We start from the raw sequence: 23783 nt of genomic DNA, 5'->3' as shown, positions 1-23783 counted from the left end.
CCCGCGGCCGGCCCCGAGTGCGACCAGCCGTACAGAATGAACCGACCCACTGACAAGTTCTCCGATCGCGGTATTCTCAGGACAGCGGTTCGACGGAACTCCCGCCCAGGGCAGATCCCCTCCGCACGATCATTCGTGCTGCCCTGGGGGATTCGACGTGGCGCTGTTGCGGGTCACCGCGAACCGACTGCTCGAGGAGTACACCTCGGAGTCGCTCGTGGAGAAGCTGCTGGAACGCATGTTGTTCGAACGCGGAATCACTGTGGGCGAGGCCGAGCGCAGGTCGTGGGGCAACAGCCTGCCGTCGTTCGCCGCCGATCTGCGGCACGGCGGGCTCGGCGATGTCGAGCTCCTCATCGAGTACAAGCTGCCGCTGTCCTCCCGCCGCGCTGACGTCGTGCTCGCGGGGGTTCACCCCGCGACCGGAGCGCCGTCGTACGTGGTGGTCGAGCTCAAGCAGTGGTCGTCGGCGTCGGCGTTCGAGGGCGATCCGGCACTGGTGACCGTGCCGCACCTCGGCGGGCCGATCTCGCACCCCGTCGCGCAGGTCGCCGGCTACTGCGAGTACATCGGCGACTTCGCCCGAGCGCTGCGGGATCAGCCGGACCCGCTGGCGGGAGTGGCGTACCTGCACAACGTGCACGACCCCGGCGCGGTCGCCGACCTCGCCGACTACCCGGCGACGGTCGCGGGGCGGATGTTCACCGGCGCGGACACCGACGCGATGCTCGACTACCTTCGGACGCGACTGAAGCCGGGGGCACCGTCGGGCTACGCGGCGGACCTCCTGCTGAACTCGCCTGCCGCGCCATCGCAACAGCTCCTGGCGGTGGCGGCGGAGGAGGTACGCGAGCGTCAGGTCTTCCACCTGCTCGGCAACCAGCGGCTCGCCGTCGACCTGGTGCTGCACGATGTCGAGCGGGCCCGCGCGGCCGACACCAAACGGGTACTCGTGGTCACGGGCGGGCCCGGGAGCGGGAAGAGTGCGATCGCGCTCGCGGTTCTCGGTGATCTCGCCCGACGGGGCCGGACAGTGCTGCACGCCACCGGGTCCCGCTCGTTCACCACGACGCTGCGGCAGGTCGCGGGGGCGCGGGCGCCGCGCGTTCAGGCGATGTTCAAATACTTCAATCAGTTCGTCACCGCGGACCGCAACGGGCTTGACGTGCTGATCCTCGATGAGGCGCACCGTATTCGGGAGACCTCGGCGAACCGGTACACCCGCGCCGCTGATCGAACGGGGCGGCCGCAGGCGGACGAGTTGATCGCCGCAGCTCGGGTGCCGTTGTTCCTCCTCGACGAGCACCAGGTGGTACGCCCCGGCGAGCTCAGGTCGCTGAGCCAGATCCGCGCGTACGCGGCGTCGTTGGGGCTCGAGACGGTGCACGTACGACTGGACGACCAGTTCCGGTGCGGCGGCAGCGACCGATACGTCGAATGGGTTCTCGATCTCGTCGGGCTGGGGGAGCGCGCGCCGTGGACGTGGACGGGCGACGAGGGCTTCGAGGTCCGCGTCGCGGAGACGCCCTGGGAATTGGAGCGGATCCTCGGTGAGCAACGCGACAAGGGGTACTCGGCGCGGATGACGGCAGGCTACTGCTGGCCGTGGAGCGACGCGACTCCGGAGCGGACTCTGGTGCCGGACGTGGTGATCGACGACTGGGCGCGCCCCTGGAACTCCAAGTCCGACAGGCGTATGGGGGAGATCCCGCCGTCGCAGCTGTGGGCGACGGAGCCGGGCGGTTTCGGGCAGGTGGGCTGCGTTTACACCGCCCAGGGCTTCGAATACGACTGGAGCGGCGTGATCCTCGGCCCCGACCTCGTCTGGCGCGGTGGCCGGTTCACCGTGCGGCGGGATCAGAACCGCGACCCCAGTCTGAAGTCGAAGAAGAACCTCACCGACGTGCGCTTCGACCTGCTGATCCGCAACACCTACAAGGTGCTGCTCACTCGCGGCATGGTCGGCACCGTCTTGTACTCCACCGACGAAGAGACCCGCGAGGCGCTGCGGCGCCTCGTGCAGCACTAACGAAACGAGCTCGGCCCGACAGGCTTCCGCACAGGACACGCCTCCACCCGATGCGAACCCTGAAGGGCGCATGGGCAATGACGGCATGGATCTTCTCGGTCTCCTCCGCTCACCCGGAGAACCTGAGCTACGGATTCACCAAGGGGTATTGGGACACTCCCGATCACCGCGACGTCGAGGAGGGTGATGAGCTGTATTTCTGGGTGGCTGGAGGCGGCTCGCTCAGTGGGGTCGCAATCGCGACGAGTGACCCACAGCCGATCGCTCGGCCCGGCCGTCCTCAGCTCGAGGATCTCGAGCCGGTGTGGGGTGGTACACGGCTGTACAAGGATCGGATCTACCTTGAGCCGTACTCGACGGCGCCGATCGAATCGCCGACGGCGGGACAGCTCCTCCGTGCGCTCGGCTACTCCGAGACGGAGACGGTCCGCCTCCGGCAGCCTTTCGCAATCAGTGACGAGCGCGCACTCTCCTTCCTCCGGAGCTGCTTCCACATCTCAGCGGTCGATCTCGTCACAGTCGGGTCGGCCGCGTCCGGCGACGACTATCAACGACGGGAGCACCGCCGCTCAGTGTCCGAGAGGGTTGAGCGCGTTGGACAGGCGACGTTCCGAAAGAACGTGATGGCCGCCTATGCGGGACGTTGCGCCGTGACCGGTGAGGCCGTTGAAGAGACCCTCGAGGCCGCTCACATCCTCGACTACGGGAGCCACGCGATCAGTGACCGGTGGAACGGAGTTCTTCTCAGGGCGGATATCCATCGGCTGTTCGACGCCCGGCTGTTGCAGATCGATGCCACGGGTGGACTCGAGTTCGACACTTCGCTGGAAGCAACCGCCTACTGGCACTTACGGGAACGGACGGCGTTCGTCCCGCGGGACGCGGCCAAGGCGAAGCGTGCAGGCGCATTCGCGCAGAGGATCGCGTTGGACGCGATCGCGGCGCACGATCCCCCGCGGGTGAATCAGCCGCCGCGCGCATCCACGACCGGCGTGGCACGACGTGCAGCCGAGCGCCGTCTCGGGGGAGCTTGAACCGAGGCCCTGGTCGATGAGCTCTTCGTCCGGTCGGGGCAGGGGCCGTGGTACCCGTTCGGACGGGTTTTCGCCCGCGCCGCAATGAACGCCAACGAACCGATCGCTTCCGTCGTTTCCGGTCCCCACACCGTCCGGCGCAAGGGGCGCGCCACCGCTGCTTCCTTCCATCCCGACGAGGTGCTGTTCCCACTCGAGGCCGTCACACCTGCCCGGTGGCCCGACGGTGCGCTCGCCGGGACCTGGGTGCTCCTCTACCGCGACGACGGCGCGGCGATCCGACTGGAGGTGTCCCAACCCGCCGGTTTCGACAGTGACACCGGGCAGTTCACCGGCTGGACGGTGCGTGTCCTGCTCGACGACTGGCGCCCGGGCGATCGGCGCCGTCCGCCCTCGGGCATCGGTGCCGGGCTCGACCTGCAACTGGTGCGCTCGGTCGCATGATGGGCCGGGCGTGCAAGAACGGCCCGCGCGGGCAGGAGCGGCCGCACAGGCTCTGTCAAACCGGGGCGCGCACCGTCGGGCATGGGGTAGTGATGGTCCATGCCCGAACCGATCCTGCCCCTGGCCTCCACGATGCAAGACGAGCAACTATCGCTCGCGACCCTCCTCAAACACGCCACCACCTGGTACGCGGACGCCGCGGAGGTAGCCACGTGGACGCCGGAGAAGACGACCCGGATGAGCTTCCGGGAGATGGGGCGCGACGCGGCCCGGCTCGCGCACGCGCTGACGGCACTCGGCGTGGTGCCGGGGGACCGGGTGGGCACCTTCCAGTGGAACAACAACGAGCACATGACGGCGTACGTCGCCATTCCGGCGATGGGCGCAGTGCTGCACACGATCAACATCCGCCTGTTCCCCGAGCAGATCACCTACATCGCCAATCACGCCGCGGACCGCGTGATCATCACCGACGGCAGCCTGATCCCGCAGCTCAACGCGGCGATCGGCGGCATGACCACGATCGAGCACGTCGTCGTGGTCGACGGCGACAAGGGCCTGGTCGAGGCGCCTCAGGGGGTGCAGCTGCACGACTACCGTGAGCTGCTCGACGCGCAGGGCGACGAGTACGACTGGCCGGACATCGACGAGCGCGCCGCCGCGGCGGCCTGCTACACCTCCGGCACTACCGGCGACCCCAAGGGCGTCATGTACAGCCACCGCAGCATCTGGCTGCACTCCACCGCGGTCTGCGCCAGCTACGGCCTGGGGATGGGCCCGAACGACACGGTGCTGCCGATCGTGCCCATGTTCCACGCGATGAGCTGGGGCACGCCCTTCGGTGCGTTGATGTCCGGTGCCTCGCTGATCCTGCCCGACCGCTACCTGCAGCCCGAGCCCATGGTCCGCCTCCTCGCTGAGGAGAAGCCGACGATCTCGGCCGCGGTCCCGGCGGTCTGGATCGGCATCGTCAACCACCTCGACAAGCACCCGCAGGACATCACCCACCTCCGGCACATCGCGTGCGGCGGCTCGGCGGTCCCGCTCAGCCTCGCCCAGGCGCTGGATCGGCACGGCGTGCCGATCGTCCAGGCCTGGGGCATGACGGAGACCTCCCCACTGGCGAGCATCGCCTGGCCGCCACGGGGCGTCACCGGCGACGACGCCTGGGCCTACCGCAACACGCAGGGCAGGTTCCTCCCGGGCGTGCAGGGGCGACTCGTCGACGACCTGGGCGAGGTCGTTCCCGCCGACGGCGTCTCCCAGGGCGAGGTGCAGGTGCGCGGCCCCTGGATCACGGGCAGCTACTACAGTCCCGAGGGTGCCGAGCCCGTGGGCGCGGACAAGTTCGAGGGCGGGTGGCTGCGCACCGGTGACATCGGCAAGGTGACCCAGGACGGCTACGTGACCCTCGTGGACCGGTCCAAGGACGTCATCAAGTCCGGCGGCGAGTGGATCAGCTCCGTCGAGCTCGAGAACGAGGTCATGGCCCACCCCGCGGTGCTCGAAGCGGTGGCCATCGGCGTACCGGATCCGAAGTGGGACGAGCGTCCGCTGGTCGCGGTCGTCCTCCACCCCGATGCTCAGGTCACCATCGCTGAGCTGCGAGAACATCTCACCGGGAAGTTCGCGAAGTGGCAGATTCCGGATAACTGGGCGTTCATCGCCGAGGTTCCGAAGACCTCCGTCGGCAAGTTCGACAAGAAGGTTCTGCGGGCGCAGCACGCGGGCGGCGGCCTGGACGTGCGCAGCGAATAGCGAGTCGGACAGGCGTGTCAAAACATCAAGGGTTGACATGATGATGCATTCTGAAAGGCGTGCTCGAACAGTCTGATGATCCGCGCTGGGTCGCCGCTGCCAATTGGGCGGCGGCCGGCGGTTTCGGCGTGGGCGCGATCGCGCAGCGCGAGGGGGTTACCCGGATCGACGCGCTGTTGGCGATCATCGAGGAATGGCGCCGGGCCCCGGACCTGTTCACGCGGTCGCCCGCGATCGCGGTTCCGGTAGGGGTCGAGCAGTGTCCGGACTGCGGGATCTGGTTCTCCGATGTGGATGCGCACAGCCTGGTGCACCGCGGCCCGGGCGTCCGCGAGCCGCACGATTCCGTGCCGGACGGGACGCGGCGCACCGTCGGGACCGCCGGGCATGGGACGCGTCCCCGACGGTTCCGGGCCCCGGTTCCGGAGGCCGGGCCGGATCCTCGGCGCATCCGGCACGGGTCCCCCCTCGCCGAACCGCCCGAGGGCGCGCCCTGGAGCACCTGGGCGGAGGCGGCGAACTGGGCGGCGGCCAACGGCCTCGGTCCGAGCCGCCTCGCCGACCGCGTGGGCAGCGACGCCGCGTCGGTCACCGTCGCGATCATCGACGCCTGGAGTCACGACCCGGCCTCGTTCACGGTGCCCGCTGCGGTCAACGTGCCGGGCGGCGCGCTGAAGCAGTGCCCGGCGTGCGGCCTGTGGTTCGCGAGCGTCGACAACCACATCGCGGCGCACGGTCGGATCAGTGGGGCGCGGCGCGGCTCGGTACCGGTGCCGGAGCTGTGGAACCTCCGGGCCGACCACGACGGGCACGCCGCGCCGCGCACCGCCTTCGAGCACGCAATGGAACGGGCCGGCCACCTCGACCACTACCTGGAATTGCGGAGGTCGGTGCTCGAGCATCTCAGCCCGCCGCAGTTCCGCAGCCGCATCGACGCCTCGCAGCGGCGCGTGACGGAGATCCTGCGCCTGATCTCGAGCGACCGCGGCTACGAGGCGGCCGTGGGTGAACTCCTCGTATCGCGGCCGGGGTTGCTGTTCGACGACGGCGACCGCGTGCAGTGCCACCTGTGCGGTCTGTGGATGGCGATGATCACGCCGCATCTGGGGGTCCACGACATCGCGGCCACCGGCTATCGCGAGCGATTCGACCTCGCGGAGGACGATCCGTTGGTCTCGCGGAGCATGCTTCCCGGGGCTCACAGCAGAGGTCGCCGATCCCGCAGGTGATCACCAGGTAGCCCGATGCCGGCGTCCAGCAGCGCAGGTCAGGATCTTCCGCATGACCACGATGAAGATGAAGAAGTTGATCGGATCAGCACTCCTGGGCGCCACGATCGTCGGCGGCGTCGCGTCTGTCGGAGCCGGCGTCGCGTCGGCCGATCCCGGACCGAACTGGAACATCCAGCACGACCACCGCGGCGACCGGCCGGTCAACCGTCCCATCGACAACCGCTGGCACCCGCGGACGAACGGTGAGGACCCGAACTGGCGGCCCGGCCCCGTCTTCCACCAGGGCGGATGGCACCAGCCGGTCTGGGACGCCGGGCGGCACCACTGGGGCTTCTGGCTCGGCCCGATCTGGATCCCCATCGGCTGACCACCTGAGGCGGACGATGCGCGTCTGCGGACGCGGCTCGGACCACCACCCACCGAACCTGTCGGCCACCCGTCCTAATCTGGACGGGTGGCCGATCCGCAGAGTTACCGTCCCGCACCGGGCACCATTCCCACGCAGCCCGGCGTGTACAAGTTCCGGGACAAGCACGGCCGCGTCATCTACGTGGGCAAGGCGAAGTCGCTGCGCAGCCGCCTGAACTCCTACTTCGCCGATGTCTACGGACTGCACCCGCGCACGCAGCAGATGGTCACCACCGCGTCGTCGGTCGAGTGGACGGTGGTGGGCACCGAGGTCGAGGCGCTGCAGCTCGAGTACAACTGGATCAAGGAGTTCGACCCGCAGTTCAACGTCCGCTACCGGGACGACAAGACGTACCCGATGCTGGCGGTCACCCTTAACGAGGAGTATCCGCGGCTGTACGTCTACCGCGGGCCGCGGCGCAAAGGCGTGCGGTACTTCGGCCCCTACAGCCACGCCTGGGCCATCCGAGAGACGCTGGACCTGCTGCTCCGCGTCTTCCCCGCACGGACCTGCTCGGCGGGAGTGTTCAAGCGGCACAGCCAGATGGGGCGCCCCTGCCTGCTCGGCTACATCGACAAGTGCTCGGCGCCGTGCGTGGGTCGCGTCACGGCCGAGCAGCACCGCGACATCGTCCTGGACTTCTGCGACTTCCTCGCCGGCCGGACGGACAACCTGATCAAGCAGCTCGAGACCGACATGCTCACGGCCAGCGAGGAGCTGGACTTCGAGCGCGCCGCGCGCCTGCGCGACGACGTCTCCGCGCTCCGCAAGGCCGTCGAGAAGCAGGCCGTGGTGCTCGGCGACGGCACCGACGCCGATGTCGTCGCCTTCTCGGCCGACGAGCTCGAGGCCGCGGTACAGATCTTCCACGTCCGGGGCGGCCGGGTCCGCGGCCAGCGCGGGTGGGTGGTCGAGAAGCCCGGCGATGCGGAGCAGAACGAGCACGCGGAGCTGCTGGAGCAGTTCGTCACCCAGTTCTACGGCGAGGAGGCCGAGCGGGCGAAACAGTCGGGGGAGGACGCGCCCAACCCGGTGCCGCGCGAGGTCCTCGTCCCCGTGCTGCCGGACGACGCGGACGAGCTGCAGGACTGGCTCTCCGGGCTGCGGGGCGCCCGCGTCTCGCTGCGGATCCCGCAGCGCGGCGACAAGCGCACGCTGATGGAGACCGTGGAGCGCAACGCCGTCGAGGCACTGCACCAGCACAAGCTCAAGCGCTCGGGTGATCTCACGGCCCGTTCGGCGGCCCTGCAGGGCCTGCAGGACGCGCTGGATCTGGACGAGGCGCCGTTGCGCATCGAGTGCGTGGACATCAGCCACATCCAGGGTTCCGACGTGGTGGCATCGCTGGTCGTCTTCGAGGACGGACTGGCCAAGAAGTCGGACTACCGCCACTACGGCATCAAGGAGGCCGCGGGCGACGGTCACAGTGACGACGTCGCGTCGATCGCCGAGGTCACCCGTCGGCGCTTCCTGCGACACAAGTCCGACGGCGGTGCCGGCACCGCGGCGACCGACCCGGTGGCGGACTCGGGGGACGGTGGAGACCTGGCCCCGGAGGCGGCGATCGACCCGCAGACGGGGCGGCCCCGCCGGTTCGCGTACCCGCCGAACCTGTACGTGGTCGACGGTGGCGCGCCCCAGGCCGCGGCCGCGCAGGAGGTGCTCGACGAACTCGGCGTCACCGATGTCGCGGTCGTGGGCCTCGCCAAGCGGCTCGAGGAGGTGTGGGTGCCGGGCGAGGACGACCCCGTCATCCTGCCGCGCAGCTCCGACGCGTTGTTCCTGCTGCAGCGGGTGCGCGACGAGGCTCACCGGTTCGCGATCTCCTTCCACCGCAGCAAGCGGTCGAAGCGGATGACGGTCAGCGCGCTGGATGCGATCCCCGGCCTCGGTGATACGCGCAAGGCCGCGCTCATCAAGCATTTCGGGTCCGTGGCGAAACTGCGGGAGGCGAGCCTGGAGGACATCGTCGAGGTCCCCGGGATCGGGCTCACGACCGCGCGCACCGTGCTCGACGGCCTGCGTACCGACAGCGCGTGAACGTGCCTGGCGTGGTGGCGCAGGTCGCCCCTGTCCTCGTCTTCCTGCTCGCGATCACGGTGGTCGCCGAGGTCGCGCAGCTGGCAGGCGTGTTCGACGCGCTCGGGGTGCTGGCCGCCCGGCTCGGCCGCGGCCGGGTGCTGTTCATGTGGCTGTGGGTGGTGCTGGTCGCGTGCGCTGCCACCGTCGTCCTGAGCCTGGACACGACGGCGGTGCTGCTCACCCCGGTGGTCCTCGCGGCCGCCCTCCGCCTCGGGATCGCGCCGTTGCCCTTCGCGATGACCACGGTGTGGCTGGCGAACACGGCCTCGCTGCTGCTGCCGGTGTCCAACCTCACCAACCTGCTCGCCGTCTATCACCTCGACGGCGGCGTGCGGGCGTACCTCGCGCTGTCCTGGCGGCCCGCGCTGGCCGCGATCGCGGTCACCGTCGCGCTGCTGTGGTGGCTGCACCGCCGTGCGCTGCGCGGCACGTACGCGGTGCCCGCGCACGAGCCGCCGCCGGACCGGGTGCTGTTCCGCGTCGCCGCTGCGGCCTGCGCCGCGCTCGGGCCCGCGTTCGCGCTCGGCGCCCCGCCCTGGGCCGCGGCGACGGTGGCGGCGGTGGTTCTGGCCGGCACGCTGGCGGTCCGGCAGCCGCGGCGGCTCCGCGAGGTCGTGGTGCCGTGGCGGATGGTCGTGGTGCTCGTAGCCGTGTTCGCCGTGCTCCAGACGGCGCTGCGTTTCGGCCTGGAGGACGTCCTGAGGTCGGTCGCGGGGGCGGGCGCGGCACCGTCGGACCTGCTGCGGCTGGCGGGGGTCGGGGCCCTCGCCGCGAACGGCGTCAACAACCTGCCGGCCTACCTCGCCCTCGAACCCGCCGCGGCGGGAGAACCCGTGCGGCTCATGGCTCTCCTGATCGGCGTGGGAGTGGCGCCGGTCGTCACGCTGTGGGCGTCCCTGGCCACCCTTCTGTGGCGGGAGCGGTGCACCCGCGCGGGGGTGCGGATCTCCGCCCGCCGGTTCGCGTCCCACGGCGTGCTGCTCGCCGTTCCCGCGACGGTCGCCGCGGTCCTGGTTCTCTGACGCGTCAGGTATGCCCGGTTGCTCCCGATCTCGTCACGCTTAGTGTAGCGTCGCCTTACTCCCGCCCGCCGTGAGTGATTTCGTTGCACAAGAAAAGGATTCGACGATGTCGTTGCGCACGCGTACCACCCTGGCCGCCGCACTGGTGGCGGTGGCCTCCCTCACGATCACCTCCTGCGGCTCGAGCGGCGACGGTGCGGCACCGTCGAGCTCCGGCGCCGCGGGCGGCGACCTGACGCTCTACAACGCCCAGCACGACACCCTCGCCAAGGAGTGGGTCGCGAAGTTCACCGAGCAGACCGGCATCAAGGTCACGATCCGGCAGGGCAAGGATTCCGAACTGGCGCAGCAGATCATCGCCGAGGGCGACCGCTCGCCCGCGGACGTCTTCCTCACCGAGAATTCGCCCGCGATGACCCAGGTCGAGAACAAGGGCCTGTTCGCCGACGTCGACCCGGCGACCCTCGCCCAGGTGGCGGGCGGCCTCAAGCCGTCCACGGGCAAGTGGACCGGCATCGCCGCCCGCTCGACGGTGCTGGTCTACGACAAGCGCAAGGTCACCCCCGAGCAGTTGCCGAAGTCGATGACCGACCTCGCGAGCCCGGAGTGGAAGGGACGCTGGAGCGCGTCGCCGTCGGGCGCCGACTTCCAGGCCATCGTGTCGGCGTACCTGCAGCTCAAGGGCGAACAGGCCACCAAGGACTGGCTCGCCGCGATGAAGGCGGGCGCGAAGGAGTACAAGGGCAACGGCGCCGCGATGAAGGCCGTCAACGCCGGTGAGGTCGACACCGCGCTCATCTACCACTACTACTTCTACGGCGATCAGGCCAAGACCGCCGAGAACTCCGCCAACGTGGGCACGCACTACTTCCGCAACCAGGATCCGGGTGCCTTCGTGTCGATCTCGGGCGGCGGCGTGCTGAAGTCCTCGAAGAAGCAGGCCCAGGCGCAGCAGCTGCTGAAGTTCATCACCTCCAAGACCGGCCAGGAGGTCCTCGAGAAGGGCACCTCCTTCGAGTACCCCGTGGCCTCGGGCGTCCCGGCCAATCCGAAGCTGGTCCCCATGGCCGACCTGCAGGCGCCGACCGTCGACCCGGCCAAGCTCAACGGCCCCGAGGTCGTGAAGCTGATGACTGAGGCGGGCCTGCTCTGAGGCTGCTCACCCTCGCGGCCGCCGCCATCGCGGCGGTCGCGGCGGTGCCGCTGGGCTTCGTCGTCTACACCACGATCGACACCGGCTGGTCGGAGTCGGTCCGGCTGGTCTTCCGGCCCCGCGTCGGCGAACTGCTCATCAACACCGTGCTGCTCACGCTGGTGGCCGTGCCGCTGAGCGTGGTCGTCGGCGTGGGCGGCGCGTGGCTGGTCGAGCGGACCTCGCTGTGGGGCCGTCGCGCGTGGTCGCTCCTGCTGGCAGCGCCACTCGCGATCCCCGCCTTCGTCGGCAGCTACGGCTGGGTCTCCGCGATCCCGTCGCTCGGCGGACTGTGGTCGGGCGTGCTCATCGCGGTGCTGTTCTACTATCCGCTCGTCTACATCCCGGTCGCCGCGGCGTTGAGTCGACTCGACCCCGCCCTCGAGGAGTCCGCGGCCGCGCTCGGCCTCGGGCGGTGGGCGGTGTTCGTCCGGGTCGTCCTCCCGCAGCTGCGGCTGGCGACCCTCGGCGGGGCCGTGCTCGTGGCGCTGCACCTCCTCGCGGAGTACGGCGCCTTCGCCATGATCCGGTTCGACACCTTCACCACGGCGATCATGGTCCAGTACCAGTCGACCTTCAACGGCGCCGCGGGATCGATGCTCGCCGGCGTGCTGGCTCTGCTGTGCCTGCTCCTACTCCTCGCCGAGGTCGCCGCCCGGGGGCGGGCCCGGTACGCGCGGGTCGGGTCCGGGGCGGTCGCGAAACCCGCCCGGATCCCGTTGGGCGGGTATCAGATCGGCGCGCAGCTCGCGCTGTTCACCCTCGTCGCCGCAGCGCTGGGCTTGCCACTGTGGTTCGTCGTGCGTTGGACGGTGCGCGGCGCCGCGTCGACGGTGCCGGCCGACCTGATCGACGCCCTCGGCACCTCGCTGGGGTACGGCGCGGTCACCGCGGTGGTCACCGTCGCCGCCGCGTTCCCGCTGGCCTACCTCGCCGTCCGTGAGCCGAACCGGATCACCCGCACTCTGGAGGCATCCACGTACGTCAGCAGCGCGATGCCGGGCATCGTCATCGGGCTGGCGCTGGTCACCGTCTCGATCCGCGCGGTACCGGACCTCTACCAGAGCGCGACGGTGCTGGTCCTCGCCTACGTGCTGCTCTTCCTGCCGCGCGCCGCCGTGGGCCTGCGGGCGGGCCTGGCGCAGGCGCCGGTCTCGCTGGAGGAGGCGGCCCGCGCTCTCGGCGCGCCGCCCCCGATCGCCTTCGCACGCATCACCCTCCGCCTCACCGCGCCCGCGTCGGCGGCGGGCGCGGCCCTCGTCTTCCTCGCCGTCACCAACGAGCTGACGGCGACGCTGATCCTGGCGCCCAACGGAACCCGCACCCTCGCGACCGAGTTCTGGGCGCGCAGCAGCGAGATCGACTATCCCGGCGCCGCGCCCTACGCCATGGCGATGGTGCTCCTGTCGCTGCCCACCACCTACCTGCTGTTCCGCCAGTCCCGACGGGCCGCCGGACGCACCACCCGGACGAGAGGAGCCGCATGAGCGCCGAACTCGCCCTGCGCGGTCTCACCAAGCGCTACGGCGCCGACACCGTGCTGCGGGACGTCGACCTGACGGTGGCAGCGGGCTCGATCACCGCCGTCGTCGGGCCCTCCGGTTCCGGGAAGACGACGCTGCTCCGGCTCGTCGCGGGCTTCGCTCGGCCCGACGCCGGTAGCGTCCGGCTCGGCGACCGCGAGCTCGCCTCGGACACCGCGTGGGTCGCGGCGCACCGACGCGGCGTGGGCTACGTGGCGCAGGACGGCGCGCTGTTCCCGCATCTGTCGGTGGCCCGCAACATCTCGTTCGGCCTCGGTCGGTCGCCGCTGCCGGCCCGGCGCCGGGAGGTCGCCCGCCGGGTCGACGAGCTGCTCGCGATGGTGTCGCTGGACCCGGTTCTGGCGCGCCGATTTCCGCACGAACTGTCGGGCGGGCAGCAGCAGCGCGTCGCGCTCGCGCGCGCCCTCGCCGGCCGGCCGCGGATCATGCTCCTCGACGAGTCCTTCTCCGCCCTCGACGCGGGCCTGAGGGTCGCGACCCGCGCCGCCGTCGCGGAGGTGCTCGGCGCGGCCGGGATCACGACGGTGCTCGTCACCCACGACCAGGCCGAGGCGCTCTCGTTCGCCGACCAGGTCGCGGTCCTGCGCGATGGCGTCCTCGCGCAGGTCGGCCCGCCGGCCCGGGTCTACGCGCGTCCCGACTCCGAGGTCGTGGCCCGGTTCCTCGGCGACGTCGTGCTGCTCGACGGTGTCGTCGACGGCACCGTCGCCGACACCCCGCTGGGGCGGATCCCGCTGGCGGAGGGCGCCACCGGTACCACGGGCGCGACGGGGACTGTACTGCTCCGGCCCGAACAGATCCGGATCGCGGGGGAGGGGGCGCTCGCCACCGTCACCCGGGTGGAGTTCTTCGGTCCCGACGCGACGGTCACCGTGGCGCTGGGCGACGGGACCGTCGTCGTCCTCCGACACCCGAGCACCGAGCTGCCCGTCGCCGGCGACAGGGTGGCGCTCCGTGTGGTCGGCTCTGCGGTGCCGCTGACGACCTGAGCGTCAGCTGCCGCCGAGCACGACTCCCTCGCGGCGCGGGTCGGCACCGCCGGCGTACACATCGCCCTGCTTCACGATCGCCGACAGTCCCGAGACCTGTGGCGCGAGGTTGAGCTGATGACCGAGTGCCCGGAGCTGCTCGACGACCTTCCGCCCCTCGTCGGTCGCCAGGGCGGGATGGGCGCTGTCCACGTTGGTCTTCGGCGAGTTCGCGGCGCCGAAGTTGACCATGCCCACCGCCTGCTGCGGATTCAGCTGCCAGTCCGTGAGGCCGATGATCGTCTTGATCACGAACTGGATGATCACGGCGCCACCGGGGGATCCGAGCGCACCGAGCACGTCCCCGCGGCCGCCGTCGGCGCCTCGGGCGAACAGGATCGTCGGCGACATCGAGCTGCGTGGCCGCTTGTTCGGCTGCACCCGGTTCGCGACCGGTTGCCCGGTGGAATCGACCGGCTCCGCGGAGAAGTCGGTGAGCTGGTTGTTGAGCAGGAAGCCGTCGACCATGTGGTACGAGCCGAAGGCCGACTCGACGGTGGTGGTCATCGACGCCAGGTTGCCGTACTTGTCGAGCACCGTGATGTGGCTGGTGCCGTGCTCCGGCGTGGTCGTGACGCCCGGTGTGGCGGTGGGGAACTCACCGGGTTTGGCGGTGCCCATCGTCTTGTTCCGATCGATCAGCTGGGCGCGGCCCGCCAGGTACGCGGGGTCGACGAGCGCGGCGGGCGAGCCGCCGGGCAGGGGGATGAAGTCGGGGTCGGCGATGTACTTGTCGCGGTCCGCGTACGCGAGCCGCTCGGCCTCGGAGACGAGGTGGATCGCCTCGGCGGTCGGGATGCCGCCGTCGGGACCGGGGTCCGCGCCGTGCACGGCGGCCGGTCCGAGCTTCGACAGGTCGAAGGAGTTCAGGATGCCGAGCGCCTGCGCGACGGTGATCCCGCCCGATGACGGTGCGGGCATGCCGCACAGCTCGCGGTCGCGGTACGGGGTGCAGACGGCGTCACGGATCTTCACGGCGTACTTCGCGAGGTCCTCCGTCGTCATCGTGCCCGCGGTGCGGCCACCCGTGGTGTCGTGCACGGACGCCACGATCGCGTCGGCGATCGCTCCGGTGTAGAACGCCTTCGCGCCCTCGGCGGCGATGGCGCCCAGGGTCTTCGCGTACGCGGGGTTCGTGAGCTTCACCCCCGCCTTCTTCGGCGCACCGTCGGGCTCGAGGAAGTACGCCTTGAGGTCGGCGTCGTTCACGAAGTTCTTCGCCTCGTCCGAGATCGCGCCGGCCAGGCGCGGGCTGATCTCGAACCCGTCGTCGGCCAGCTTCACGGCCGGGTCGAAGAGCTCGCGCCAGGTCTTGTTGCCGTGTTCGCCCTGGACCGCCTCGAGCAGGCGGAGCGCGCCGGGAACGCCGACCGCCCGGCCCGACGACCGGGCGTCGGGCTTCGGCGTCGTCCGGTCGGTGGGCGAGATCCAGCGCAGGTAGTTCTCGTCGGCGCTCGCGGGCGCCGTCTCCCGGCCGTCGTAGGCCTGGACCTTCTTCGTTTTCGCGTCGTAGTAGAGCAGGAAGGCGCCACCGGCGATGCCCGACGACTGCGGCTCTACGAGCCCGAGCACCGTCTGCGCGGCCACGAGCGCGTCGGCGGCGGTGCCACCCTTCGCCAGCACCTCGCAGGCGGCCTTCGTGGAGATCGGGTTCGCGGTCGCCACCGCGTAGTCCTTGGTGTGCGTGACCGGTAGGCCGGAGCGGTAGCCGGACGAGCCCTCGGGATTCGTGCTGATGTCCCGCGGACCGTTCGGCGACGACGTGGCCGAGGGCTGGTACATGGTGCCCGCCGCGCCGGTCGCGTCGCAGCCGCCCGCCGCGATCGTCACCGACGACGGTCCGCCGGACGGGCCACCGTCCGACCCGGACGTTCCGCACCCCGCCACGGCGAGGGGGATCACGAACGCGGCTGCCGCCGCCGACCTGAGACGGAACATGGAGTCCTCCAAGGAGTGAAGATCATCGCAACCTAACACCGGCCTGTGAGTGGTGCGAAGGGTTCGGCGAGACCCAGCGGAGGTTCGGCGGTCGTCAGCGGATGGAGGCGTCGGGCACCGTCGGCGGGCATTGGCCGCCGGCGGAGGTGGCCAGCTCGAAGTGCCACCACTCGTTGCCGAAGGTGCGGCACAGGCCCCACCTGTTCCCGTTCGCCTGCAGCCACGCCGCGCCCTGCCAGGGGCCGACGTCCACGGCCGCGCCGCGCACGTGTGTGGACTCGGCGGGCGGCAGCACCCACCGGCGGGCCGCGGTCGTCGAGCCGTACTGCGCGACGCCCTGGTTCCACAGTGCTTCCTGCTGCGCCCACGAGCGCTTCCCGGACGTGACGCTGAGCACGACGCCCTCGGCGGCCGCAGCCCGGTACGCGGCCGAGTACGCCTGCGCGAGGCCGGGATCGAGCCCGACGGTGCCCGGCACGGTGTCCGCCGATGCGGCGGGCGCGACCAGCACGGACGCCGCCGCGGCGAGAGCGGTGGCGAGGAGCACGACGGTGTGAGGGCGCGGCACGTCTGAAGACTCTAGGCTGGTCGGCAGGACCACTGAGCGACGAGGAGGGGCCGTGCGCCCGACCGGGGACCGGGAGATGAGAGCGGAGGAGCGGACCGTCGGCGAGCACCGCAGCGACGGCCCGATGGACGTTCTGCTGGTGACCGGGCTGTCCGGCGCGGGCCGCGGCACGGCCGCGAAGGTCCTGGAGGATCTCGGCTGGTACGTCGCCGACAACCTGCCGCCCGCGCTGATCAGCAACATGGTCGACATCTCGCTGGCGGACGAGTCGCGGATCCATCGGCTGTGCATCGTCACGGACGTCCGGTCGCGCACCTTCACGGGCGACTTCGCGAACATCCGGCGCGAGTTGCAGGGCAAGGACATCGAGCCGCGGGTACTGTTCCTCGACGCCTCGGACGAGACGCTGATCCGCCGGTTCGAGCAGGTGCGGCGCAAACATCCGCTCCAGGGCAGTGGCACGCTCGCCGAGGGCATCGCGGCCGAACGCCGGATCCTGCAGCCCATCCGGTCGACGGCCGACCTCGTACTGGATACCTCGAACCTGTCGGTGGCCCGGCTGCGTGAGACGATCGAGAACGCCTTCCGCACGCTGCGCTCCGGGACGATCACCGTCACCGTCGAATCCTTCGGCTTCAAGAACGGGATCCTGCTCGACGCGGACATGGTGCTGGACGTGCGGTTCCTGCCGAACCCGTTCTGGGTGCCGGAGCTGCGGCCGCTCAACGGCCTCACACCCGAGGTGTCCGGGTACGTGCTGGGGCAGAGCGGGGCGTCGGAGTTCCTCGACACCTACGCGAAGCTGCTCGACCCGCTGCTCGACGGCTACCGCCGGGAGGGCAAGACCTACCTCACGGTGGGCATCGGCTGCACCGGTGGCAAGCACCGCAGCGTGGCCATGACGGAGGAGCTCGTGCGCCGGCTGTCCGGCAAGCCGGGCATCGAAGTGCGTGCGGCGCACCGGGATCTGGGGCTGGAATGACTACAGCGTTGAAGGTGGCCTCGCTCGGCGGCGGCCACGGACTGTTCGCCACCCTGCGTGCGGCCCGTGCACTGGACGCCGAGATCACCGCGATCGTCACCGTCGCCGACGACGGCGGATCGTCCGGTCGGCTGCGGGGGGAGTTGGGCATCATTCCCCCGGGGGACCTGCGGATGGCGCTCGCGGCGCTCATGCCCGATGACGACCGTGGCGAGTTCTGGGCCGGCATCCTGCAGCACCGCTTCGGTGGCGGCGGCGCGATGGCCGGTCATCCGGTGGGGAACCTGTTACTCGCCGGGCTGTGCGAGGTGCTGGGCGACCCCGTCGAGGCGCTGGACGCGATCGGGGACCGGTTCGGGGTACAGGGCAGGGTGCTGCCGATGGTGCCCGGCCCGCTGCGGATCGAGGCCGATGTGACCGGGCTGGAGGACGATCCGCGCCTCTCGCGCGTTATCCGCGGCCAGGTGGCCGTCGCCGTGACGCCGGGCCAGGTACGGCGAGTGCGGCTGCTGCCGCCGCACCCCGAGGCGTGCGTCGACGCGGTCGAGGCGATCATGGCCGCCGACGTCGTGACTCTGGGGCCCGGATCGTGGTTCAGCTCCGTCATCCCGCACGTCCTGGTCCCCGAGCAGCTCGACGCTCTGCGGCGCACGTCGGCGCGTCGCGTGCTCATCCTCAACCTGGCGCCCGAGCCGGAGGAGACCGGCGGGTACTCGCCGGAGCGGCACCTGCACGTGCTCGCCGCGCACGCTGAGGGCCTGAAGTTCGACGACATCATCGTCGACGCCGCGACGGTGCCGCCGGGCACCGAGCGCGAGCACCTGATCCGCGCGACCGCGCTGTTCGGCGCCCGTCCGCACTTCGTCGACGTGGGGGTCCCCGGATCGCACCAGCACGACCCGGTCTCCCTGGCGCGCGGGCTGCGGGCGGTGTTGGACACCTGACCCGATGCGGATCCCGGAGCAGTCGCGTCCTCCGACCGGACCAATTCTGCGGAGAACCGCCACGTCGCGAGGGGCCGCGGACAGCGGGCTTCGCCGCCGTCACCGTTGCTCCCGGTAATGGCCTACAGTGAATGTCTCTTCACACAATCCGTACTCGAAGCCCGGAAGGACGGCGTAGTGGCGCTCACATCCCAGGTCAAGGACGAGCTCAGTCGGCTCTCCATCAACCAGGTGAGCGCGCGTCGCGCAGAGGTCGCCTCGCTCCTGCGGTTCGCGGGCGGCCTGCACATCCAGGGCGGACGGGTGATCGTCGAGGCCGAGGTGGACATGGGGATCACTGCCCGCCGCCTCCGCAAGGAGATCCTCGATCTCTACGGCTACAACTCCGATGTGCACGTCCTCAGCGCCGGCGGGTTGCGCAAGGCCGCCCGATACATCGTCCGCGTGGTCAAGGACGGCGAGGCCCTCGCGCGGCAGACCGGCCTGCTGGACATGCGCGGCCGCCCCGTCGTCGGCCTGCCCTCGCAGATCGTGGGCGGCTCGGTGCACGACTCGGAGGCCGCCTGGCGCGGCGCCTTCCTCGCCCACGGTTCGCTCACCGAGCCGGGGCGCTCCAGCGCGCTCGAGGTCTCCTGCCCCGGGCCCGAGGTCGCGCTCGCCATCGTCGGCTGCGCGCGGCGCCTCGGCGTCACGGCGAAGGCCCGCGAGGTCCGTGGTGCGGACCGCGTCGTCGTCCGCGACGGGGAGGCGATCGGTGCGCTGCTGACCCGCATGGGGGCCAACGACACCCGCCTGGTGTGGGAGGAGCGGCGCATGCGGCGCGAGGTCCGCGCCACCGCGAACCGTCTGGCGAACTTCGACGATGCCAATCTCCGGCGGTCCGCCCGGGCCGCCGTGGCCGCGGCCGCGCGCGTCGAGCGTGCGCTCGAGATCCTCGGCTCGGACGTGCCCGATCATCTCGCCCAGGCGGGATCGCTGCGCGTGCAGCACCGTCAGGCCTCGTTGGAGGAGCTCGGCCAGCTCGCCGACCCCCCGATGACCAAGGACGCCGTCGCCGGCCGGATCCGGCGGTTGCTCTCGATGGCGGACAAGCGGGCCGCCGCCGACGGCGTGCCGGACACCGAGTCCGCGGTCACCGCGGACATGCTCGACGAGGGCTGAACAGGCCGGAACGGGCACGAACGGGGCCGATCGGACACCGTCGACAACCGAGCGGGGAGGGTGCTCCGGAGCTACCGTTGACGGGCAGGCATTCCTCACCCGAAGGAGCACCACTGTGACTGTTCGTGTAGGCGTCAACGGGTTCGGCCGGATCGGCCGGAACTTCTTCCGGGCGGTGGCTGCCCAGAAGGCGCTCGGTACCACCGACATCGAGATCGTGGCGGTCAACGACCTCACCGACAACGCCACCCTCGCCCATCTCCTGAAGTTCGACTCGATCCTCGGCCGGTACGACGCCGACGTCGTGGCCGATGGGGACACCATCCGGGTCGGCGATCAGGTCATCAAGGCTCTGGAGGTGCGCGAGGGGCCGTCGGCGCTGCCCTGGGGCGACCTCGGCGTCGACGTGGTCATCGAGTCGACGGGCATCTTCACCGCCCGTGACAGGGCGAAGGGGCACCTGGATTCCGGTGCCAAGAAGGTCATCATCTCCGCGCCCGCGGCCGACGCCGACATCACCATCGTGATGGGTGTCAACGACGACAAGTACGACGGCAGCCAGGACGTCATCTCCAACGCCTCGTGTACCACCAATTGCCTCGGGCCGCTGGCCAAGGTGGTCAACGACGAGTTCGGCATCGTCAGCGGGCTGATGACCACGGTCCACGCGTACACCCAGGACCAGAACCTGCAGGACGGCCCGCACAAGGACCTGCGCCGCGCCCGCGCCGCCGCGATCAACGTGGTGCCGACGTCCACGGGCGCGGCCAAGGCCATCGGCTTGGTGTTGCCCGAGCTCGCGGGCAAGCTCGACGGCTACGCGCTGCGCGTGCCGATCCCCACCGGATCGGTCACCGATCTCACCGTCGAGCTCGAGAAGAAGGCCGGAGCCGACGAGATCAACGCTGCGATGAAGGCCGCCGCCGAGGGCGCGCTGAAGGGCATCCTCAAGTACTACGACGCCCCGATCGTCTCCTCCGACATCGTCACCGACCCGGCCAGTTCGATCTTCGACGCGGGTTTGACCAAGGTGATCGGCGATCAGGCTAAGGTCGTGTCCTGGTACGACAACGAATGGGGCTACAGCAACCGCCTCGTGGACCTCACTGATCTGGTAGGTAAATCGCTCTGATGACCGTTTCCACACTTTCCGACCTGCTGTCCGAGGGCGTCGAGGGCCGCACCGTGCTGGTCCGCAGCGACCTGAACGTGCCGCTCGACGACAACGGTGTGATCACCGACGCGGGCCGCATCACCGCCTCGGTGCCGACCCTCAAGGCGCTCGCCGAGGCGGGCGCCAAGGTGATCGTCACCGCGCACCTGGGCCGCCCCAAGGGCGCACCGGACCCGAAGTTCTCGCTCGCGCCCTTGGCGAAGGAGCTCGCGGAGCGCCTGGGCCGCAACGTCCAGCTCGCCGGCGACGTGGTGGGGCAGGACGCCCTCGCCCGCGCGGAGGGCCTCACCGACGGTGACGTGCTCCTGCTGGAGAACGTGCGTTTCGACCCGCGCGAGACCAGCAAGGACGACGCGGAGCGCGAGGCGCTCGCCCGCGACCTCGCCGAACTCGTCGACGTCTCCTCGCACGCCGGTGAGGGAGCCTTCGTCTCCGACGGCTTCGGTGTGGTGCACCGCAAGCAGGCCTCCGTGTTCGACGTGGCGAAGCTGCTCCCGGCGTACGCCGGCGGCCTCGTCGAGGCCGAGGTCCGGGTGCTCGCGCAGCTCACGGAGAACCCGTCGCGCCCGTACGCCGTGGTGCTCGGCGGCTCGAAGGTCTCCGACAAGCTCGGTGTGATCCGCGCGCTGGCCCCCAAGGTCGACACCCTGGTGATCGGCGGCGGCATGGCCTTCACCTTCCTCGCGGCGCAGGGCTACTCCGTGGGCACCTCGCTGCTCCAGGAGGACCAGATCGAGACCTGCAAGCAGCTGCTCGAGGAGTTCGGCGACGTGCTGCACCTGCCGGTCGACGTCGTGGTCGCGGACGCCTTCGCCGCCGATGCCGCGTCGAAGACGGTGGCTGCGGACGCGATCGAGGACGGCTGGATGGGCCTGGACATCGGCCCGGAGTCCGCGCGGCGCTTCGGGGCCGTGCTGACCGAGGCGAAGACGGTGTTCTGGAACGGTCCGATGGGCGTCTTCGAGTTCCCGGCTTTCGCCGCCGGTACCAAGGCCGTCGCGGAGTCCGTCATCAGGGCCACGTCGGGCGGCGCGTTCACCGTCGTCGGCGGCGGGGATTCGGCGGCCGCCGTGCGCACGCTCGGCCTCGACGAGGACGGCTTCAGCCACATCTCGACCGGCGGCGGCGCGTCGCTGGAGTACCTCGAGGGCAAGGAGCTCCCGGGGCTGCAGGTCCTGGAAAGGGGCTAGTCATGAGTCGCAAGCCGCTCCTCGCCGGCAACTGGAAGATGAACCTCAACCACCTCGAGGCGATCGCGGTGGTCCAGAAGCTGGCGTTCACCCTGCCGGACAAGTACTTCGCGCACGTCGACGTGACGGTCATCCCGCCGTTCACCGATCTGCGCTCGGTGCAGACCGCCGTCGACGGTGACGACCTGAAGATCACCTACGGCGCGCAGGACCTCTCGCCGCACGACTCCGGCGCCTACACCGGCGACATCTCCGGCGCCTTCCTGGCCAAGCTGGGGTGCACCTACGTGGTGGTCGGGCACAGCGAGCGCCGCACGATCCACGGCGAGACGAACGAGATCGTCCTCGCCAAGACCAAGGCGGCGCTGCGGCACGGGCTCACGCCCATCGTGTGCATCGGCGAGGGCCTGGACATCCGCGAGCAGGGCACGCACGTCGCGTACAACGTGGAGCAGCTCAAGGGCTCCGTCGCCGGTCTCACCGCCGACGAACTGGCCAAGATCGTGATCGCCTACGAACCCGTCTGGGCGATCGGAACGGGCAAGGTCGCCACCCCGCAGGACGCGCAGGAGGTGTGCGCGGCGGTGCGTGCCACGATCGCCGAGCTCGGCGGCGCCGAGGTCGCCGCGGGGATCCGTGTGCTGTACGGCGGCTCGGTGTCGAGCAAGAACGTCGGCGAGCTCGTCGCCCAGACCGATGTCGACGGTGGCCTCGTGGGCGGCGCCTCGCTCAAGCCGGACGAGTTCGCCGCGCTGAGCGCGATCGCCGCCGGCGGACCGCTCTGACGCGGGCGCGCCGAGCGCCCTGACCGTCGACCGACGACCGGAAGGTACACTGGATCCTCGTGGAAACATTGCAGCTGGTGCTGAAGATCGCCATCCTCGTGCTGAGCCTGCTGCTGGTGGTGCTCGTCCTGCTCCACCGTGGCAAGGGCGGCGGCCTGTCGTCGCTGTTCGGCGGCGGTGTGCAGTCATCGCTCTCGGGCTCGTCGGTGGTGGAGAAGAACCTCGACCGGGTCACGATCTTCGTCGGTGTCGTCTGGACCGTGTGCATCATCGGCGTCACACTGAGCATCAAGCTCAGTTCCTGACGCGATCGACCGAACGCGGACGGCGCCCCGAACCCCACGGTTCGGGGCGCCGTCGTCGTTCTCGCGACCGATGCAGTATCTCCGCCCTCGGGCGGACGACGCGGGTGCCTCGGGTCGGTACTGTCGGCCCCATGACTGAGGCGGTTCTACGCGATGAGCAGGCGACGGTGCTGGAGTTCCTCGCGGACATGGCGGACGGGCGGGCGGAGGACGCCGTCGCCGCATTCGCCGATGACGTGGTGTACACGAACGTCGGCCTGGCCACCCTGCGGGGCCGCGACCGAGCGGGCCGCGTGATCCGCCTGCTCGCCAGGCCCGGGCTCGGGTTCGGCGTGGAGGTCACCTCCATCGCGTCCGACGGTGCCGTGGTCCTCACCGAGCGCATCGACGAGCTGCGAGTGGGTCCCTTGGCCGTCCGGTTCTGGGTGTGCGGCCGGTTCGATGTGCGCGACGGCCGCATCGCGGTGTGGCGCGACTACTTCGACAACGTGGACGTGTTCAAGGGCCTCGTGCGTGGCGTGCTGGCGCTGGCGATCCCCGCTGTGCAGCGGAAGATGACACCGCTGCAGCGCTGAACCGTCTTCCTGTCGGGGCTGATTCCTCGGACACGCTGCGCTTCCGCTCAGTAGGGCGGCGGTCCGTCGAACGACGGGGCCGGGCGCGGCGTCGGCAGGCCGATGACGCGCATGATGCCGTCCTCGACTTTGCTGGCTCCTGTGTTTCGACGTTCATGTTCTGCTTCGAGGGCCGCGATGTTCGCCTGGCGGAGTCGTTCTCGGCGGGCGTGTTCGCGTTGGAGGCGGGTGCGACCGCCGGGCCGCGTCTGCTCCCCTGCTCCGTGCGGCGCTCCCGATGGTGTTGTGGGGGTGTCCCATTGGATGCGGGTGAGGTCGGGGAAGAGGGTGAGCATGATGCCGGTGGGGTCGACGATGTAGCGCCGTCCGTCGGGTGATGTCCAGAGG

At 70.5% G+C, this 23783-nt stretch carries 21 protein-coding genes and 1 pseudogene; 19 read left to right on the top strand and 3 right to left on the bottom strand.

The window, feature by feature from the left end; all coding sequences use genetic code 11:
• Nucleotides 1–157: 157 nt before the first annotated feature.
• The 11 genes from ABZX10_RS09115 (at nt 158) to ABZX10_RS09065 (ending at nt 13735) form a co-directional block, all read left to right on the top strand.
• Entirely contained in the window at nt 158–2029 is a 1872-nt protein-coding gene (locus ABZX10_RS09115) for a DUF2075 domain-containing protein (protein ID WP_355537603.1), read from the top strand.
• A 77-nt stretch (nt 2030–2106) separates the two neighbouring features.
• Nucleotides 2107–3063, top strand: coding sequence for an HNH endonuclease signature motif containing protein (locus ABZX10_RS09110; RefSeq protein ID WP_355537600.1), 957 nt, complete (start codon nt 2107–2109; stop codon nt 3061–3063).
• A gap of 84 nt (nt 3064–3147) precedes the next feature.
• A complete protein-coding gene (locus ABZX10_RS09105) occupies nt 3148–3507 on the top strand; it encodes a hypothetical protein (protein WP_355537597.1) in 360 nt (119 codons plus the stop codon).
• Nucleotides 3508–3606: 99 nt separating this feature from the next.
• Complete coding sequence (locus ABZX10_RS09100; protein ID WP_355537594.1) at nt 3607–5265, top strand: long-chain fatty acid--CoA ligase; 1659 nt, start codon at nt 3607–3609, stop codon at nt 5263–5265.
• Nucleotides 5266–5324: 59 nt separating this feature from the next.
• Nucleotides 5325–6494: a hypothetical protein gene (locus ABZX10_RS09095; protein ID WP_355537591.1), complete on the top strand. Its 1170-nt coding sequence runs from the start codon at nt 5325–5327 to the stop codon at nt 6492–6494.
• Between the two features lie 52 nt (nt 6495–6546).
• Nucleotides 6547–6864, top strand: a complete 318-nt coding sequence (locus ABZX10_RS09090; protein WP_355537588.1) for a hypothetical protein — start codon at nt 6547–6549, stop codon at nt 6862–6864.
• 87 nt (nt 6865–6951) lie between these two features.
• Entirely contained in the window at nt 6952–8946 is a 1995-nt protein-coding gene (gene uvrC, locus ABZX10_RS09085) for an excinuclease ABC subunit UvrC (RefSeq protein ID WP_355537585.1), read from the top strand.
• Nucleotides 8943–10010: an SLC13 family permease gene (locus tag ABZX10_RS09080; protein ID WP_355537582.1), complete on the top strand. Its 1068-nt coding sequence runs from the start codon at nt 8943–8945 to the stop codon at nt 10008–10010. Before uvrC ends, ABZX10_RS09080 begins: the two co-directional genes overlap by 4 nt.
• Nucleotides 10011–10122: 112 nt before the next feature.
• On the top strand, nt 10123–11163 hold the full coding sequence (locus ABZX10_RS09075; RefSeq protein WP_355538214.1) for an iron ABC transporter substrate-binding protein: 1041 nt from the start codon (nt 10123–10125) through the stop codon (nt 11161–11163).
• Nucleotides 11164–11207: 44 nt separating this feature from the next.
• Nucleotides 11208–12689: an iron ABC transporter permease gene (locus ABZX10_RS09070; RefSeq protein WP_355537579.1), complete on the top strand. Its 1482-nt coding sequence runs from the start codon at nt 11208–11210 to the stop codon at nt 12687–12689.
• Entirely contained in the window at nt 12686–13735 is a 1050-nt protein-coding gene (locus tag ABZX10_RS09065) for an ABC transporter ATP-binding protein (protein ID WP_355537576.1), read from the top strand. Before ABZX10_RS09070 ends, ABZX10_RS09065 begins: the two co-directional genes overlap by 4 nt.
• 3 nt (nt 13736–13738) lie before the next feature.
• Here the strand turns inward: ABZX10_RS09065 and ggt are convergent, their stop codons facing one another.
• Together ggt and ABZX10_RS09055 are read right to left on the bottom strand one after the other, a co-directional pair.
• Nucleotides 13739–15712, bottom strand: coding sequence for a gamma-glutamyltransferase (gene ggt, locus ABZX10_RS09060; RefSeq protein WP_355537572.1), 1974 nt, complete (start codon nt 15710–15712; stop codon nt 13739–13741).
• A 94-nt stretch (nt 15713–15806) separates the two neighbouring features.
• Nucleotides 15807–16280, bottom strand: a complete 474-nt coding sequence (locus ABZX10_RS09055; RefSeq protein ID WP_355537569.1) for a M15 family metallopeptidase — start codon at nt 16278–16280, stop codon at nt 15807–15809.
• Between the two features lie 76 nt (nt 16281–16356).
• Here ABZX10_RS09055 and rapZ point away from each other — a divergent pair, with 76 nt between their 5' ends.
• From rapZ to ABZX10_RS09015, 8 genes are all read left to right on the top strand, one after another.
• Nucleotides 16357–17262: an RNase adapter RapZ gene (gene rapZ, locus ABZX10_RS09050; protein WP_355538211.1), complete on the top strand. Its 906-nt coding sequence runs from the start codon at nt 16357–16359 to the stop codon at nt 17260–17262.
• On the top strand, nt 17259–18206 hold the full coding sequence (gene yvcK / locus ABZX10_RS09045) for a uridine diphosphate-N-acetylglucosamine-binding protein YvcK (protein WP_355537566.1): 948 nt from the start codon (nt 17259–17261) through the stop codon (nt 18204–18206). Before rapZ ends, yvcK begins: the two co-directional genes overlap by 4 nt.
• 177 nt (nt 18207–18383) lie before the next feature.
• Nucleotides 18384–19367, top strand: a complete 984-nt coding sequence (whiA, locus tag ABZX10_RS09040) for a DNA-binding protein WhiA (protein WP_355537562.1) — start codon at nt 18384–18386, stop codon at nt 19365–19367.
• Nucleotides 19368–19482: 115 nt separating this feature from the next.
• The gene (gap, locus tag ABZX10_RS09035) at nt 19483–20499 is read left to right on the top strand and encodes a type I glyceraldehyde-3-phosphate dehydrogenase (RefSeq protein ID WP_355537559.1); all 1017 of its coding nucleotides are present in this window, start codon (nt 19483–19485) and stop codon (nt 20497–20499) included.
• Complete coding sequence (locus tag ABZX10_RS09030) at nt 20499–21731, top strand: phosphoglycerate kinase (RefSeq protein WP_355537556.1); 1233 nt, start codon at nt 20499–20501, stop codon at nt 21729–21731. Before gap ends, ABZX10_RS09030 begins: the two co-directional genes overlap by 1 nt.
• 2 nt (nt 21732–21733) lie before the next feature.
• The gene (gene tpiA / locus ABZX10_RS09025; RefSeq protein ID WP_355537553.1) at nt 21734–22516 is read left to right on the top strand and encodes a triose-phosphate isomerase; all 783 of its coding nucleotides are present in this window, start codon (nt 21734–21736) and stop codon (nt 22514–22516) included.
• Nucleotides 22517–22584: 68 nt separating this feature from the next.
• Nucleotides 22585–22821: a preprotein translocase subunit SecG gene (secG, locus tag ABZX10_RS09020; protein WP_355538208.1), complete on the top strand. Its 237-nt coding sequence runs from the start codon at nt 22585–22587 to the stop codon at nt 22819–22821.
• Nucleotides 22822–22952: 131 nt separating this feature from the next.
• Nucleotides 22953–23396 carry a limonene-1,2-epoxide hydrolase family protein gene (locus tag ABZX10_RS09015; RefSeq protein ID WP_355537550.1) on the top strand — a complete coding sequence of 148 codons (444 nt, stop codon included), beginning with the start codon at nt 22953–22955 and terminating at the stop codon, nt 23394–23396.
• A 47-nt stretch (nt 23397–23443) separates the two neighbouring features.
• On the opposite strand, the pseudogene ABZX10_RS09010 reads toward ABZX10_RS09015, so the two are convergent.
• A pseudogene (locus ABZX10_RS09010) lies at nt 23444–23783 on the bottom strand (hypothetical protein); the annotation flags it as partial.

The organism is Tsukamurella sp. NPDC003166, assembly GCF_040611135.1.
Classification (GTDB): Bacteria; Actinomycetota; Actinomycetes; order Mycobacteriales; family Mycobacteriaceae; genus Tsukamurella.
The sequence above is the reverse complement of the archived record's forward strand: the minus strand, read 5'-3'. Positions and strand labels throughout refer to the sequence as shown.